Origin of the sequence: Chordicoccus furentiruminis, assembly GCF_019355395.1 — a bacterium.
In the GTDB taxonomy this organism is placed as follows: Bacteria; Bacillota; Clostridia; order Lachnospirales; family Lachnospiraceae; genus Chordicoccus; species Chordicoccus furentiruminis.
This window is the reverse complement of record NZ_CP048829.1, coordinates 692,008-707,758: the sequence shown is the minus strand read 5'-3', so window position 1 is coordinate 707,758 and position 15,751 is coordinate 692,008. Positions and strand designations below refer to the sequence as shown.

Sequence of the window (15,751 nt, the reverse complement as noted above, 5' to 3'; positions counted from 1 at the left end):
AGATCAACAGGAGGATGCTATGGAGTTAATCAGCTTTGAGACAATGGATGCCGCTACTGAACAGCTTCTGGAGACCGGAAGGAAAGTCGGCGCGGATTCCTGGCAGCAGCGGGTGAAGAATCAGACACCCCACTGCGGCTTCGGGGAGAAGGGCATCTGCTGCAAATTCTGCTCAATGGGACCCTGCCGGATCACGCCGAAGGCGCCGCGGGGCATCTGCGGCTGCGACGTGCACGGCATCGTCGGCCGGAACTTCCTGAATTTCACGGCGGGCGGCAGCGCGACCCATTCCGATCACGGCCGTTCCATCTGCCACACGCTTTATCAGGCGAAGAAGGAAGGCCCGTACACGGTCAAGGACCCGGACAAGCTGATCCGGATCGCGAAGGAGTGGGGCGTCGAGACGGAAGGCAAGGATATCTACGATCTGGCGCATGAGGTCGCGGAGCTGGCGCTGCTCGAGTACGGCAAGCCGTTCGGCGTCCAGCGGTGGCTGAGCCGCGCGCCCGAGCATACGCAGAAGCTCTGGCATGACGCTGAGGTGGAGCCGAGAGCCATCGACCGCGAGGTCGCGACGGCGCTGCATATGACGCATATGGGATGTTCCTCGCTGCCGGAGGCGCTGGTGAAGCAGTCGATGAGATGCGGTCTTTCCGACGGCTGGGGCGGCTCGATGTGCGGCACGGAGTTCTCGGACGTCCTCTTCGGGACACCGAAGCCGGTGGATACCACCGCGAACCTCGGCGTGATGGAGAAGGATATGGTCAACATCGTGGTGCACGGCCATGATCCGTCCCTCTCCGAGATGATCGTCTTCTACGCGAAGGATCCGGAGATGGCCGCGCTCGCCAAGGCGAACGGCGCGAAGGGCATCAACATCTGCGGCGTCTGCTGCACCTCCAACGAGGTCGCGATGCGTCAGGGCATTCCGATGGCCGGCAATTTCCTGCAGCAGGAAAATGTGGTCCTCACCGGAGCCTGCGAGGTGATCGTGGTGGATGTGCAGTGCATTTTCCCGGCTCTCGGACCGCTGTCGAAGTGCTTCCACACGAAGTTCGTCACGACTTCGGAGATCGCGAGAATGCCGGACAGCGAATTCATCCACTTCTCTCCGGAAAATGCAACCGAGAACGCCAAGGCCATCATCCGCATGGCCTGCGAGAACTATAAGAACCGCAAACCGGAACTGGTCAATATCCCGCAGCTGAAGTCGAAGGCGACCGTGGGCTACTCCACCGAGGCCATCGTCAAGGTGCTGGACGGCGTCACCAACTCCCATGTGGACGTGACCGGCACCACGAAGCCGCTGCTGGACTGCATCACCTCCGGCGTCATCCGCGGCGCGGTGGCAATGGTCGGCTGCAACAACCCGAAGGTCCGCCCGGACCACGGCCATGTGGAGCTGATGAAGAAGCTGATCGCCAACGACATCATCGTGATCGTTTCCGGATGTTCCGCCCAGGCGGCGGCCCGCGTCGGGCTGATGGACAAGGAGGCGAAGCAGTTCTGCGGAGAAGGCCTGAAGCGCGTCTGCGAGCTGGCTGACATCCCGCCGATCCTGCATATGGGCTCCTGCGTCGACATCTCCCGTATGATGGTGCTGGCGTCCGATCTGGCGAAGGATTCCGGTCTCAACATCTCCCAGCTCCCGCTGGTCGGCTGTGCGCCGGAGTGGATGAGCGAGAAGGCGGTCTCCATCGGGAACTACGTCGTGGCGACCGGCATCGATACCTTCCTCGGCGTGGACCCGCAGGTGGGCGGCTCCTCCGAGATGACAGAGCTGCTCTGCGGTGAGTCCGGCACAAAGAAGTGGCTGGAAGCGAACTACACCGTGGAGAAGGATATCGACAAGCTGGGCGACGCGATGATCGCCCGGATCGAGGAGAAGAGAGCGGCGCTGGGAATTTGATCCCGGCGCGCCCCGGACGGGAGACGCAGCGCGTCTCTTCCGACCGGACGGCCTGCGCCGGTGCGGCGCGGGCGCTTCTTCCGTGAGCGAAGAGATTGAGAAGGAACTGATTTTATATGAAAGTTGCAGTGACAGGAAAGGGCGGCGTCGGAAAGACGACCTTCGCGGCGATCCTCGCGAGACTGTACGCGGACGAGGGACGAAGCGTGCTGGCGGCTGACGTCGACCCGGATTCCAACCTGGGACTGGCGCTGGGACTGACGGAGGAGGAGGTCTCCTCCATCGTTCCGATCTCCAAGATGCGGGATCTGGTGGAGGAGAGGACAGGAGCCAACCGGCTCAACCGTTTCTTCAAGATGAATCCGCAGGTCAGCGACATCCCGGACAAGTATTCCAGAGATATCAACGGTGTGAAGCTTCTCGTCATGGGCACGGTGGAGACCGGCGGCAGCGGCTGCGTCTGCCCTGAGCACGTGATGCTGAAGGCGATCATGGAGTCCCTCGTCTTCCGGAAGGACGACGTGGTGGTGATGGATATGGAGGCGGGCCTTGAGCACCTGGGCCGCGGAACGGCGGGTATGATGGATCAGTTCATCGTCGTCGTCGAGCCGGGCGCCCGGAGTGTCCAGACCTACGGCAACGTGAAGCGGCTGGCGGCGGACCTCGGGATCCGGAACGTGAATGTGGTCGCCAACAAGGTGAGGGATGAGAAGGATGAAGCGTTCATCCGATCCCACATCCCGGCTGAGCATCTGCTCGGCCTGATCCATTACGACCCGGACGTGATCGACGCGGACCGGAACGAGGCGTCTCCGTACGATTACAGCAGGCACACGGTTGAGGAAGTCAGACTCATCAAGGCCATTATGGATGCGAAGGAGAAAGAAAATATATGAGTACATTATTTGAGCGCGTATTTGCCGGCAGCGACGGGGTGTATGCAGCGGCGCAGGGCGTGATCGATGACGCGATCGCGAAGGCCGGCGCGGATGCGGCGATCAAACTGGATACGGCTTACAGCCTTCCCTGCTACTATGCGGTGACCGGTGTCAAGGTCAGCACGCTGGGCGAAATGAAGGAAGCGCTGGAGGGCACGGTGAAGAGCCTGATGACGAGAGAGAAGCGGACGAAGGACATTTTCACGTCCGGCGTCGGAACAGCTCTCGCGGCTGAGATGATCGAGGCGGTGAAGTACACCGTTTCCGAGGAGTCACCCTATCAGGCTCCGGTGCAGGGGCATTTCACGGACGCCCAGATCCGTGAGCTCGGCGTCCCGCTCGTGACGGGCGACATTCCCGGCATCGCGGTGATCCTCGGCGCGGCGCCTACGGCGGAGCAGTGCGCGAAGCTGGTGCAGGAGTACCAGTCGGAAGGCATCTTCGTCACGCTGGTGGGCGGCTGCATCGACCAGTGCGTGGAGCAGGGCGTCAAGCTGGGCGCCAATGTCCGCTGCGTGGCGCTCGGCCATGACGTCTCCGCCGTGGCTCATGTCATCAGCGTGGCACTTCGCGCGGCGATTATCTTCGGCAACCAGACGCCGGGCGATGCGGAGGGCATGTGCCGCTACACGATGGACCGCATCAAGGCGTTCGTCAACGCCTTCGCTCCGGTGGACGACGTGGAAGTCGCCGCGGCGGCCGGCGCGATCAAGCTCGGCTTCCCGGTGATCACGAACGAGACGAACCAGATGTTCCGCATCCCGAAGAGCCTCATCATCCAGGAGAACGTGGACGACTTCAACGCCACGTCACTGGAGGCGCGCGACATCAAGATCAAGATCACGAAGGTCGATATTCCGGTTCCGTACTCCACCGCGTTCGAGGGCGAGATCGTCCGCCGCGGCGATATGCAGATCGAGTTCGACGGATCCAGAAAAACCGGCCTTGAGCTGGTGCGCGGCCGTGAGATGAGCGAGGTCGAGGATCACAAGTTCACGCTGATCGGCGACGACATCGACAAGTTCGAGGCCGGCAGCAAGGTGGATTTCGCGATCATCGCGGACGTCGCCGGAAAGAACATGCAGTCCGATTTCGAGTCCGTCTTCGAGCGGAAGTTCCACAGCTATGTGAACTGCATTTCCGGCGTCATGCATACCGGACAGCGCGACCTGATCCGGATCCGGATCAACAAGGAGACCTACAGCGCGGGCTTCCGCCTCAGGGACCTGGCGGAGGTCATCTACGCGAAGCTGAAGAGTGATTACGACAAGGTCATCGACAAGGTGGCGGTCACGATCGTGACGGACCCGGCCGAGGCGAAGCGGATCCGCGAGGAGATCGCGGTTCCCACCTTCGACAGAAGAGACGAGCGTCTCTCCTCGATGACGGACGAGACGGTTGACAAATTCTACACCTGCATCATGTGCCAGGCGTTCTCCCCGAGCCATGTCTGCATCGTGACGCCGGAGCGCCTCGGACTGTGCGGTGCGGTTTCCTGGCTTGACGCGAAGGCCAGCCACGAACTGGATCCGGCCGGACCTTGCCAGGAAGTCCCGAAGGAGCATGTGATCGACGAGAACGAGGGACGCTGGGAAGAGGTCAACGAGGCCGTCCGCAAATATTCTCAGGGCGCGCTGGACAACGTGGCGCTGTACTCGATTATGAAGGACCCGATGACTTCCTGCGGCTGCTTCGAATGCATCTGCGGCATCGAGCCGTTCTCCAACGGCGTCGTCATCGTCAACCGTGAGCATACCGGTTCGACTCCGCTGGGCATGACCTTCTCGGAGATGGCGTCCATGACGGGCGGCGGTGTGCAGACGCCGGGCTTTATGGGCCACGGGAAGCATTTCATCCCGTCCAAGAAGTTCATGAAGGCCGAGGGCGGCATCGGGCGGATTGTCTGGATGCCGAAGGACCTCAAGGATCAGGTGGCCGACAAGCTGAACGAGACCGCGAAGGATCTTTACGGAATCGAGAATTTCACAGATATGATCGCGGATGAGACTGTGACCGAGGATGATCCGGAGAAGCTGGTTGAATTCCTGACGGAGAAGGGACACCCGGCGCTCGGGATGGAGCCGATGATGTAACCGGATCCCCGTGACATCCGGCGGAATGAGTGTTTTGACTGGGCAGAAATCAGTGGCGCGCTATTGATTTCTGCCCTTTTCCGACTTGAGTCATTGCGTCATAAGTAGTAGAATAGTCCTGTTCGGGAGGTTTTGATTTATGCATGATTTGGGATATCCCCATGAGCACGATCACGCGGCGCATGGGCATGAGCACGAGCATCATCACGGGCCGGAAGGCGATGTCACGCCGAAGGAGGAGATGATCGCGATGCTCCGGTACATGGTCGGGCACAACGCGTCTCATCTGAAGGAGACGGCGGAGCTCGCGGAGAAGATCCGCGGCGGGAACGCGGCGGTCTATGAGGAAATTCAGCAGGCGGTCAGTGAGTTCGGCAAAGGAAACGCGATCCTCGAAGACGCACTCAGACACCTCGAGGCATAAGGAGGAGGAACGATGTGTCTTTCCACTGTCTATAAAGAAACGCAGGAACCGGAAAATATTCTGATGAAGAATGTCATGACAATCGAGTGCCATCCGCAGGAGGTGGTTCTCACCGATCTGATGGGGCGGAAGATGACGATTCCCGGAATCCTCAGGCAGGCCAATCTCGTGGACGGGTACGCGCTCGTCGAGGAAGCCGATGAAGCGGTATGAGGTGATCTGGGAGATCCACAACAGCTGCAGCCGCAACCAGATGCGGGACGTCTCCTTCGAGGAAATCGAGTGCGATGACCCGGCTTCCTATGTGAGAGGAAAATTTCCGGGCAAGGAGGTCCGGATTGACGAGGACCGGAGGGCGGACGGAAGCCTCGCGCTTCACGCGGAGGCGGACGGACTTTCGCATCTGTTCGTCTTCTCGGAGCTCTGATCCGCCCTGCGGTCAGAGGGAAGGGGTACGATGAAACTGACCGATCTTTTTGCCAGACGGATGGTCTTTTCCTTCGAGGTGTTTCCGCCCAAGACCGACAGGGGAATGGAACGGCTGGTCCGGGAAGGCGGCGTGCTCGACCGGCTCTATCAGCTCCGGCCGGACTACATCTCCTGCACCTACGGCTCCAGCGGAACCCGGGTCGGCAAGAATCTGGAGGTTGTCTCCAAGATCCGGAAGGACTGCCGGACGCTGCCGGTCACGCATCTGACCTGCATCGGGAACACAAAGGAATCCGTCGAGCGGCAGCTTCAGACCTATCTCGACCACGGCGTGGACCATGTGCTGGCGCTGCGCGGCGACCTGCCGGCAGGGTGGGACGGGACGCGCGGCGACTTTCATTACGCCACAGAGCTGGTCCGGTTCATCCGGGAGCGGTTCGGGGACCGGTTCACCATCGCGGTCGCGGGCTCGCCGGAGGGACATATCGAGTGCCGGTCGCTGGAGACGGACATCGCGTTTCTCCGTCAGAAGCAGGATCTCGGAGCGGACTACATTATGACGCAGCTCTGCTGGGATATGGAGCAGTTCCGCCGCTGGCTGGACGCGATCCGGGAAGCGGGCGTCACGATGCCGGTAGACGTCGGCATCATGCCGGTGCTGGACGAGGCGGCGACCATCAATATGGCGCTGAGCCGCAACGGCTGCGTGATGGAGCGGAAGCTGAGTTCCATCATCTCCCGGCACTGGATTTTTCCGAATCCCTTTGCGCCGACCGAACCGGAGGAAACCGTCGCGGCCAAGAAGGCCGCCTTCCGTGAGGAGGGGATGGCTTATACCATCGAACAGATCGATGCCTGCCGGTCGCTTGACATCAGCGGGATTCATCTGTACACGCTGAACAAGGCCGACGCGGTGGCGGAGATCGTCCACGAGGCGGGTATAGCCGGAAGCGCCTCCTGACAGGACGGAGGCTGTCATTACGGGTATCATTTGAGACTCCGCCGGCGGGGCAAGCATCCGCCGGCGGGATCTTGAGTGTCTATATATGCGGAACCGGACATCGTCCGCGCCGCAGCAAAGCACCATGTATCTATCAAGTGTTTTCAGGAGGAATGAGGAATGCCTTATCAACTCAAGAAGAAGGTCTACAACGCTTCTATCAACACTGTTGAGCTGGGTACCGGCGACAAGGCAGTGAAGATCGGCGGCAATAACACGCTGCCGTTCTATTCGTTCGACGCTCCGGCGGAGAACAAACAGAAGATCGGTGTGGAAATCAGCGACCTCGCGCTCGAGACGTATACCCAGAAGGGGCTTGCGGATTTCTACGCGGGATGTGATTCCATCGAGGCGATGGCCGTGAAGGCGCAGGAGCTGCCAGGAGTCTCCATGATTGTCCTTCACTTTGAGGGCGCGGATCCCAACGGACGCAACCGTTCCGTCGAGGAGTGCGTGGCGACCGCGAAGGCTGTCGCGGAGAAAGTGACGATGCCGATCGTCGTGATGGGATGCAAGAATGTGGAGAAGGACGCGGAGCTGTTCGCGAAGATCTCCGAGGCGCTGGCCGGCAAGAACATTCTGGTTCTGTCCGCCAGACAGGAAAACTACAAGACCGTCGGCGCTTCCGCGGCGCTGGCTTACAATCAGAAGGTGGGTGCGGAGTCCGCGGACGACATCAACCTCGCAAAACAGCTCAACACCGTCATGACCCAGCTGGGGATTCCGGCTGGCTCCATCGTCATGCAGCCGGGCTGCGCGGCAGCGGGTTACGGCTTCGAGTACGTGATCTCCACTCTTGACCGGATCAAGGCAGCCGCACTCGGCGCGTCCGACACGCAGCTGCAGATGCCGATCATCACGCCGATCTCCACCGAGACCTGGGGTGTGAAGGAATCCACGCTTCCGGAGTCTGAGGATCCGGAGTGGGGCGACGCCGAGGAGCGCGGCATCCAGATGGAAATCACGACGGCGGCAGCCTGCCTTGCCAGCGGTTCGGATGCGGTCATCATGAGACATCCGGCAGCGATCGCAGCTATTTCACAGATGATTGATGAACTCGCCTGATGGAGGTCGATAGAAGATGGCAGTAAAAGGTCTTGATATTTTCAAATTATCCCCGAAGAAGAACTGTAAGGAATGCGGCTCTCCGACCTGCATGGCGTTCTGCATGAAGGTGGCCCAGGGCGCGCTTCCGATCACCAAGTGTCCGTACATGTCGGAGGAAGCGATCGCGCTGCTTTCCGAGGCGACGGCTCCGCCAATGAAGACGATTGAGGTCGGCGGCCAGAAGCTCGGCGGCGAGACTGTGATGTTCCGTCACGAGAAGACCTTTGTCTCCCCGACCCGCTACGCGGTGACCGTTCCGTCCGATCTTGACGCGGCGGCGCTGGACGCAAAGTTCGCGGAGATCACGAAGGTCGACTACCAGCGAATCAGCGAGCGCGAATTCGTCGAGTATGTCTTCGTAGAGGACAAAGGAAACGGCGCGGACGCGGTGACGGCCGTGGTGAAGAAGGCCAGGGAAGCCGGCCGCGGCGTGATCGTCGAGACGGGCGATCCCGAGGTCGCGAAGGCGGTTGTGGCAGTGACCGGCGATGTGATCATTGACGGCGCGACGGCCGATAACTATGAGGCGATGAACGCGGCTGTCAAGGATCACGCGGTCCTCGGCATCAAGGCTCCGACGCCGGAGGCGTTCTTCGACCTTGCCGAGAAGCTGGAGAAGGCCGGAAACAAGAAGCTGGTCTTTGATGTCACGGCCGATACGGCGAAGCAGACCTTCGCGAACGCGGTGGTCGTCCGCCGGGCGGCGCTGGTCGAGAACGTCCGTACGATGGGCTATCCGTCCATCGTCAACGTGGCGAAGCTCGCGCCGGACTGCATGCACAAGCAGGAAGCTTACGCCGCGCTCTTCACGGTAAAGTACGGCTCCGTCGTCGTGATGTCGCAGATGAGCTACGCCGAGGCGCTGCCGGTCTACGGCCTGCGCCAGAACATCTTCACGGATCCGCAGAGACCGATGAAGGTGACGCCGGGCATCTATCCGCTGAACGGCGCGACGCCGGACGATCCGTGCTGCGTCACGGTCGACTTCGCACTGACGTACTTCCTGGTTTCCGGCGAGATCGAGCGCTCCAAGGTGCCAGTCAACCTGCTGATTTCCGACGCGTCCGGCATGTCCGTGCTGACGGCATGGGCGGCGGGCAAATTCTCCTCGAGCTCCATCAAGAAGTTCTTCGACGAGTACGATATCGACAGCAAGATCAACAACCGGACGCTGATCATCCCGGGCAAGGTCGCCGTCATGAAGGGCGAGATCCAGGAGAAGCTGCCTGAGTGGAATGTCTGCGTCGGTACGAGAGAAGCGGTCGAACTCGTCAAGTATCTGAAGGACGGCGAGTACAAGGCGGCTGCAGAAGCGGCGGAGAAGGCCAAGGCTGCGGCCGGCGTCTCGAGCGGTCCGGCGATCGTGGAAGGCCCGATTGATTTTGACAAGCTGGTCTATCCGGAAATCAAGCATGTCGATATGGGCGTCCATTATCAGCAGAGAGATCCGGAGTCCAAGAAGTTCGTCACGATCGGCGAGCGCATCCACTGCATCTCCCCGTCGATCCGCGCGGCGATGGAAAACTTCGATCCGGATCCGATTCTGAAGCGTGCGGCGCAGCAGATCAAGGCGGGCGCCACCTATCTGGACGTCAACATCGGACCGGCTGAGAAGAACGGACCGGAACTGATGACCTGGGCGGTTCGGACGATTCAGGAGAACTTCGACAACGTTCCGCTGGCTCTGGACACCGCCAACAAGAAGGCGATCGAAGCCGGCATCCGGGTTTACAACCGGACCAACGGCAAGCCGATCATCAACTCGGCGGACGCCGGCTCCCGTATTTCCAACATCGATCTGGCGGCAGCCAACGACGCGATCGTGATCGCCCTCTGCTCGGCAGACGGCATCGCCAAGGACAACGACGAGCGGATGCATCACTGCCATACGATGCTTGAGAGAGGACTCAGCCTCGGCATGGAGGCGACGGACCTCTGGTTCGATCCGCTGTTCCTCGTCGTCAAGGGCATGCAGGACAAGCAGATGGATGTTCTGAACGCGATCAAGATGTTCTCGGATGAGGGCCTCAAGTCCACCGGCGGTCTGTCCAACAACTCCAACGGCGCGCCGAAGGAGGTCCGTCCGATCATGGATTCGACGCTGGTCGCGATGGCGATGATGCAGGGTCTGACCTCCGCGATCATCAACCCGAACGACCGCCGCACGATGGAGACGATCCATACCTGCGACATCTTCAAGAACTACGAGCTGTATTCCGATTCGTATCTCGATTTCTGATACGGACGGCGGGCCTCCCCGGTCTGACCGGGGAGGCCCGTTTTTTCGATGAGCCGGCGGCCGGATCGGAGAAAATGTTCTGGTGGTTTTTGCGGTCTGCTTGTGCTTTTGTACGAACAAATCTGTTAATTTCACTAAAAATATGCTATGATATCGGGAGTGTTGATTGACGGGTCCCATGCGGAAACGCCGCTTCCGATCCGTTCGGCGCGGGCATGATGAAGTAAGGAGGTTCCATTACCAATGAGTGCGTTAACTGATCTGATTTATTCCGGTTCCAACGCAGTTGCCGGTCTCACCGGTCAGGCTGTGAACGATGCGATCGCGAAATACGGAGCGGACAAGGCCATCGCTTTCCCGCAGACTGCGTATTTCTTCCCGACGATCTATGCGGCGACGGGCACGAAGGTGCAGAAGCTCGGCGATCTTCCGGCCTGTGTCGATGTGCTGAAGAGCCTGATCAGCAACAAGCCGGAGCTGGGCGACGCCCTGAACGCGGGGCTCGCGACGGCTGTCGGCGCGGAGATCATCGAGGGCCTGAAGTACGTTGACAAGGCGGATCCCTATTCGGATGAGTCCGGAATCGGATTCGTTCCGGACTCGGTGATCCGTTCGCTCGGCGTGCCGCTGGTCACCGGCGATATTCCGGGTATCGCAGTCGTGATCGGCAAGGCGGACAACCCGGCGGATGTCGCCGCGGTCGTCAAGGACTATCAGGCCAAGGGCCTTCTGACCTTCCTTGTCGGCGATGTGATCGAGCAGGCGGTCGGACAGGGCGTCAAGGCAGGACTCGAGATGCGTGTGGTGCCGCTGGGACATGACGTGACCTCCGTGATCCATGTCGTGACTGTTGCGATCCGTGCGGCGCTGATCTTCGGCAACATCCAGCCGGGTGATCTGAAGGGTCTGCTGGCTTACACAAAGGAGAGAGTCCCGGCCTTCATCAATACCTTCGGCGCGCTTGACGCGGTGACCGTTTCCGCGGGGGCGGGTGCGATCGCGCTCGGCTTCCCGGTGCTCGCCGATATCGATCTCGGAGACATGCAGGTGGAAGGCGCGCTGGAATCCGAGATGGATCACACCGGAACCGTGAAGAAGTCGCTTGAGATGCGGGGGATCAAGATCAAGGTCAAGGAGCTTCCGATCCCGGTTGCGTTCGCGGCTGCCTTCGAAGGAGAGATTATCCGCCGCAAGGACATGAAGTGCGAGCTTTACTCCGGCAAGAACCCGACCTGCGAGCTGGTCACGATGCGTGACATGGATCAGGTCGAGGATCATAAGATCGAGATCGTCGGCGACGATTTTGACAGCGGGGCGGATCAGTATCCGTACGCCTGCTACGTCGAGGTCGCCGGCAGGAAGATGCAGAAGGACTTCGAGTCCGTCATCGAGAGAAAATTCCATTCCTGGCTCAACTATATGGAAGGCGTCATGCACACCGGCCAGCGTAATCAGATCCGGATCCGTGTCTCGAAAGATGCTTATGACAAAGGCCTCCGCCTGAAGGATTTTGCGGAAGTGATCTACAACATGATCATGGACGAGTTCTCCGCGGTCGTGGACAAATGTCAGGTGAAGCTTGTCACCGACAGGGCCGAGGTCGAGCGGATCCTCACGGAGGAGGCGATGCCGCGCTACAACGAGCGTGATGACCGTCTGGCTTCCCTGACGGATGAGTCGGTGAACGAGTTCTACACCTGCATCCTCTGCCAGTCCTTCGCCCCGGCGCACTGCTGCATCGTCACGCCGGAACGGCTGGGCCTCTGCGGCGCCGTGTCATGGCTCGATGCGAAGGCGACATATCAGCTGAACCCCAACGGCTCCTCACAGCCTGTCCCGAAGGAAGGCTGCCTCGATGAGAAGCTGGGCCGCTATACAAAGGTCAACGAGATGGTGAAGGAAGCGACTCACGGCGCGCTGGAGAGCGTCACGCTGTACTCCATCATGGAGGATCCGATGACGTCCTGCGGATGCTTCGAGTGCATCACCGGCATCGAGCCGATGTCCAACGGATTCGTTGTCGTCAACCGTGAGTACACGGGTATGACGCCGACCGGCATGACGTTCGGCGAACTGGCCTCCTGCACCGGCGGCGGCGTGCAGACGCCGGGCTATATGGGTCACGGCCGTCATTTCATCTCGTCGAAGAAATTCATCGCGGCTGAGGGCGGCATCGAGCGGATCGTCTGGATGCCGAAGGAGCTGAAGGACGATGTGGGCGAGAAGCTGAACCGCACGGCGAAGGAACTCTATGGCATTGACAACTTCACCGACTACATCGCCGATGAGACCGTCACAACAGACGTGGAGGAGCTCTACAACTGGCTGACCGAGAAGAATCATCCGGTTCTCCAGATGGATCCCCTTCTCTGATCCGAAGAAAGAATGAAGAAACCAGAAGTCATCAACAACCGGTACGGCGTTCCGCTCGAGCATTATCTGAGCCTCTACCGGGCGATCGATCCCGAACGGAGGGCAGGGGAGCTTGGCCTTCCGTTCGGGGGCGGAGCCTTCCGGGTCACCATGTACGGAAACGAATACCGGGTGAGCTGGCCGGAGGGGACCGTGCGGTCCGACGAACCCCGGGCGGTTACGGGAGACGAGGCGAGAATCATGCTGCTGCGCTATCTGATCAGCGGCATGGTTCTCCCCGGGTCAGGCCGGTACATGGCGTTCCCGCAGCTGCCGGGCGCCGCGATTTACACGGCGACCTACAACGGGCGGTGCATCCGCAGGGCCGCTTTCCGGTTCGGGTCTGATCTCGAAGGCCTGAAGCGGGGGGCGGAAAGGCTGGGCGGAACGCCGGTTCCGAACAGCGACGCCGGATATGATTTTGCTTTCTTAGGCTCCTATCATGTGCAGATGCTGATCTGGGAGGGCGATGATGAGTTTCCGCCCAACGCACAGTTTCTGTATACCGATAATTTTGCTGCCGGATTCTCCGCGGAGGACGGCGTCGTCGCCGCGGAACTTCTGATCACGGCGCTCGGCGCAGCCGCCGCGCCGCGTCAGGAGAAGAAGGCAGACTGACACGCTTTTCCGATTCGGGTGCAGCGGATCACGAATATCCGTTCACTGCAGCCGGCAGACGGGGCTGAAAGCGACAGCCCGCGTGACGGCCGGACTGCGAATATATATCACACTTATATTATATTCAGGAGGAAATGCAGACATGGCAGAGTACAAGACAGACATTGAAATCGCTCAGGAATCCACGATGCTTCCGATCACGCAGATCGCGGAAGCAGCCGGGATCGACGACAAATACCTTGAGCAGTACGGCAAGTACAAGGCGAAGGTAGACTACAATATCCTGAAGGACATCAAGCGTCCGAACGGCAAACTGGTTCTCGTCACGGCGATCAACCCGACTCCGGCGGGCGAAGGCAAGACGACGACAACGGTCGGCCTCGCGGACGCGATGAAGCGGCTTGACAAGAACGTGATGGTCGCTCTTCGTGAGCCTTCTCTCGGCCCGGTCTTCGGAATCAAAGGCGGCGCGGCCGGCGGCGGCTACGCACAGGTGGTTCCGATGGAGGACATCAACCTTCACTTCACGGGCGATTTCCACGCGATCGGCGCGGCGAACAACCTGCTGGCTGCCATGATCGACAACCATATTTTCCAGGGCAACGAATTGAACATCGACCCGAGAAAGATCACATGGAGACGCTGCGTCGACATGAACGACCGTCAGCTCCGTAAAGTCGTGGACGGCCTCGGCGGCCGCACGGACGGCGTTCCGCGTGAAGACGGATATGATATCACGGTCGCATCCGAAGTGATGGCGGTCCTCTGCCTTGCAAGCGACATCAACGACCTGAAGCAGAGACTTTCCAGAATCGTCATCGGTTATACCTACGGCAAGCCGTCAGAGCAGAAGCCGGTGACCGCGGGTGATCTTCACGCGGAAGGCGCGATGGCGGCGCTCCTCAAGGATGCACTGAAGCCGAATCTGGTTCAGACGCTGGAGCATACGCCGGCCTTCGTTCACTGCGGACCCTTCGCGAACATCGCGCACGGCTGCAACTCCGTGCAGGCAACGAAGATCGCGATGAAGCTGGCTGATTACACGATCACGGAGGCCGGCTTCGGCGCGGATCTGGGCGCCGAGAAGTTCCTCGACATCAAGTGCCGGATGGCAGGACTTAAGCCGAACTGTGTCGTGCTTGTCGCGACCTGCCGCGCGCTGAAGTACAACGGCGGCGTCCCGAAGAACGAGACGGGCGAGGAGAATCTTGAGGCACTCGAGAAGGGACTTCCGAACCTTCTGAAGCATATCGAGAATATCACGAAGGTCTACAAGCTTCCGTGCGTGGTCGCGATCAACCGCTTCCCGCAGGATACAGAGGCAGAGCTTGCGCTTGTCGAGAAGAAGTGCAAGGAACTCGGCGTCAACGTCGCACTCTCCGAAGTCTGGGGCAAAGGCGGCGAAGGCGGCATCGAGCTTGCGAAGGAAGTGCTGAGACTTTGCGATGAGCCGAATGACTTCACCTATGCGTATGAGCTCGACGAGTCCATCAAGGACAAGATCAACGACATCGTGACGAAGATCTACGGCGGCGACGGCGTGGTTTACACCGCTCAGGCAGAGAAGCAGATCAAGCAGCTGACGGATATGGGCTTCGACAAGATGCCGGTCTGCATGGCGAAGACACAGTATTCGCTTTCCGACGATCCGAAGAAGCTCGGACGCCCGACCGGGTTCGAAGTCACTGTCCGGAACGTCAAGGTTTCCGCCGGCGCCGGCTTCCTGGTTGCGCTGACCGGTGATATCATGACGATGCCGGGTCTGCCGAAGAGACCGGCGGCTGAGCGCATCGACGTGGATGAGAACGGAAAGATTTCCGGACTGTTCTGATCACGACGAGCCGAAAAACTAAAAACATAAAACGGATGGGCGGATCTTTTTCCGCCCATCCGTTTTCAAAAAATCAGAATGGGGAACCGCTTCGCGGGTCATCCGGATAAGGAAAAAGGGAATGGATTTTACTGAAAATACATGCCGCGAGTTTGTCAGCGTGCTCGCATCGAAGGAGCCGGTGCCGGGCGGCGGCGGAGCTTCCGCGCTTGTCGGCGCAATCGGAACGGCTCTCGGCAACATGGTCGGCAGCCTGACGGTCGGAAAGAAGAAGTATGCGGACGTGGAGCAGGAGATCATCGCGCTCAAGGCAAAGTGCGATGACCTTGAAAAGCAGCTCCTTGACCAGGTGCCTGCGGACGCGGAAGGGTTTGCACCGCTCGCAAAGGCGTACGGCATCCCGAAGGATGATCCGACTCGCGAGGAGACGCTGGAGAAGGCGACACTCAACGCCTGTGCGGTACCGGTCCACATCATGGAACTGTGCTGCCAGAGTCTCGATGCGATCCGCGTGTTCGCGGAGAAGGGATCGCGCCTTGCGGTATCCGATGCCGGCTGCGGGGCCGTGATCGTGAAGGCCGCGCTTCAGGCGGCATCACTTAACGTATTTATTAACACGAAGTCACTGAAAAACCGCGGGGAAGCGGAGCGTCTCAATGCTCGCTGCGAAGAGATGCTCGGAACATACTGCGCACTGGCGGACGAGATCTACGAGTCCTGCCGGAAACGTTTTCTCGCCTGAGGAGGAAGA

General features: G+C 60.1%; 13 protein-coding genes. All 13 read left to right on the top strand.

Annotation, left to right across the window (positions count from 1 at the left end; translation table 11 throughout):
- Positions 1-19: 19 nt before the first annotated feature.
- Positions 20-1,909 carry an anaerobic carbon-monoxide dehydrogenase catalytic subunit gene (gene cooS, locus G4C92_RS03315; protein WP_274941181.1) on the top strand — a complete coding sequence of 630 codons (1,890 nt, stop codon included), beginning with the start codon at positions 20-22 and terminating at the stop codon, positions 1,907-1,909.
- 116 nt (positions 1,910-2,025) lie between these two features.
- Complete coding sequence (locus G4C92_RS03310; protein WP_274941180.1) at positions 2,026-2,805, top strand: ATP-binding protein; 780 nt, start codon at positions 2,026-2,028, stop codon at positions 2,803-2,805.
- Positions 2,802-4,940, top strand: coding sequence for an acetyl-CoA decarbonylase/synthase complex subunit alpha/beta (acsB, locus tag G4C92_RS03305; RefSeq protein WP_274941179.1), 2,139 nt, complete (start codon positions 2,802-2,804; stop codon positions 4,938-4,940). The genes G4C92_RS03310 and acsB (G4C92_RS03305) overlap by 4 nt, the downstream gene beginning before the upstream one ends.
- Positions 4,941-5,079: 139 nt before the next feature.
- Positions 5,080-5,364: a cobalt transporter gene (locus G4C92_RS03300; RefSeq protein WP_274941178.1), complete on the top strand. Its 285-nt coding sequence runs from the start codon at positions 5,080-5,082 to the stop codon at positions 5,362-5,364.
- A gap of 12 nt (positions 5,365-5,376) precedes the next feature.
- Entirely contained in the window at positions 5,377-5,577 is a 201-nt protein-coding gene (locus G4C92_RS03295) for a CooT family nickel-binding protein (RefSeq protein WP_274941177.1), read from the top strand.
- Positions 5,564-5,791: a hypothetical protein gene (locus G4C92_RS03290; RefSeq protein ID WP_274941176.1), complete on the top strand. Its 228-nt coding sequence runs from the start codon at positions 5,564-5,566 to the stop codon at positions 5,789-5,791. The genes G4C92_RS03295 and G4C92_RS03290 overlap by 14 nt, the downstream gene beginning before the upstream one ends.
- Before the next feature lie 30 nt (positions 5,792-5,821).
- The gene (locus G4C92_RS03285; RefSeq protein WP_274941175.1) at positions 5,822-6,754 is read left to right on the top strand and encodes a methylenetetrahydrofolate reductase; all 933 of its coding nucleotides are present in this window, start codon (positions 5,822-5,824) and stop codon (positions 6,752-6,754) included.
- Positions 6,755-6,913: 159 nt separating this feature from the next.
- Positions 6,914-7,858: an acetyl-CoA decarbonylase/synthase complex subunit delta gene (gene acsD / locus G4C92_RS03280; RefSeq protein ID WP_274941174.1), complete on the top strand. Its 945-nt coding sequence runs from the start codon at positions 6,914-6,916 to the stop codon at positions 7,856-7,858.
- Positions 7,859-7,874: 16 nt separating this feature from the next.
- Positions 7,875-10,139, top strand: coding sequence for a carbon monoxide dehydrogenase/acetyl-CoA synthase methytransferase subunit (gene acsE / locus G4C92_RS14870; RefSeq protein ID WP_330654775.1), 2,265 nt, complete (start codon positions 7,875-7,877; stop codon positions 10,137-10,139).
- A 243-nt stretch (positions 10,140-10,382) separates the two neighbouring features.
- On the top strand, positions 10,383-12,512 hold the full coding sequence (gene acsB, locus G4C92_RS03265) for an acetyl-CoA decarbonylase/synthase complex subunit alpha/beta (protein WP_274941173.1): 2,130 nt from the start codon (positions 10,383-10,385) through the stop codon (positions 12,510-12,512).
- Positions 12,513-12,524: 12 nt separating this feature from the next.
- Positions 12,525-13,169, top strand: coding sequence for a DUF3786 domain-containing protein (locus G4C92_RS03260; RefSeq protein WP_274941172.1), 645 nt, complete (start codon positions 12,525-12,527; stop codon positions 13,167-13,169).
- A gap of 142 nt (positions 13,170-13,311) precedes the next feature.
- Positions 13,312-15,000, top strand: coding sequence for a formate--tetrahydrofolate ligase (locus tag G4C92_RS03255; RefSeq protein ID WP_274941171.1), 1,689 nt, complete (start codon positions 13,312-13,314; stop codon positions 14,998-15,000).
- A 121-nt stretch (positions 15,001-15,121) separates the two neighbouring features.
- Positions 15,122-15,742: a cyclodeaminase/cyclohydrolase family protein gene (locus G4C92_RS03250; protein WP_274941170.1), complete on the top strand. Its 621-nt coding sequence runs from the start codon at positions 15,122-15,124 to the stop codon at positions 15,740-15,742.
- Positions 15,743-15,751: the final 9 nt, after the last annotated feature.

Coding starts and splice junctions, on each gene's coding strand:
- cooS (WP_274941181.1), top strand. CDS start 20: ATGGAGTTAATCAGCTTTGAGACAATGGATGCCGCTACTGAACAGCTT.
- G4C92_RS03250 (WP_274941170.1), top strand. CDS start 15,122: ATGGATTTTACTGAAAATACATGCCGCGAGTTTGTCAGCGTGCTCGCA.
- G4C92_RS03260 (WP_274941172.1), top strand. CDS start 12,525: ATGAAGAAACCAGAAGTCATCAACAACCGGTACGGCGTTCCGCTCGAG.
- G4C92_RS03300 (WP_274941178.1), top strand. CDS start 5,080: ATGCATGATTTGGGATATCCCCATGAGCACGATCACGCGGCGCATGGG.
- G4C92_RS03310 (WP_274941180.1), top strand. CDS start 2,026: ATGAAAGTTGCAGTGACAGGAAAGGGCGGCGTCGGAAAGACGACCTTC.
- acsE (WP_330654775.1), top strand. CDS start 7,875: ATGGCAGTAAAAGGTCTTGATATTTTCAAATTATCCCCGAAGAAGAAC.
- G4C92_RS03255 (WP_274941171.1), top strand. CDS start 13,312: ATGGCAGAGTACAAGACAGACATTGAAATCGCTCAGGAATCCACGATG.
- acsB (WP_274941173.1), top strand. CDS start 10,383: ATGAGTGCGTTAACTGATCTGATTTATTCCGGTTCCAACGCAGTTGCC.
- G4C92_RS03295 (WP_274941177.1), top strand. CDS start 5,377: ATGTGTCTTTCCACTGTCTATAAAGAAACGCAGGAACCGGAAAATATT.
- acsD (WP_274941174.1), top strand. CDS start 6,914: ATGCCTTATCAACTCAAGAAGAAGGTCTACAACGCTTCTATCAACACT.
- acsB (WP_274941179.1), top strand. CDS start 2,802: ATGAGTACATTATTTGAGCGCGTATTTGCCGGCAGCGACGGGGTGTAT.
- G4C92_RS03290 (WP_274941176.1), top strand. CDS start 5,564: ATGAAGCGGTATGAGGTGATCTGGGAGATCCACAACAGCTGCAGCCGC.
- G4C92_RS03285 (WP_274941175.1), top strand. CDS start 5,822: ATGAAACTGACCGATCTTTTTGCCAGACGGATGGTCTTTTCCTTCGAG.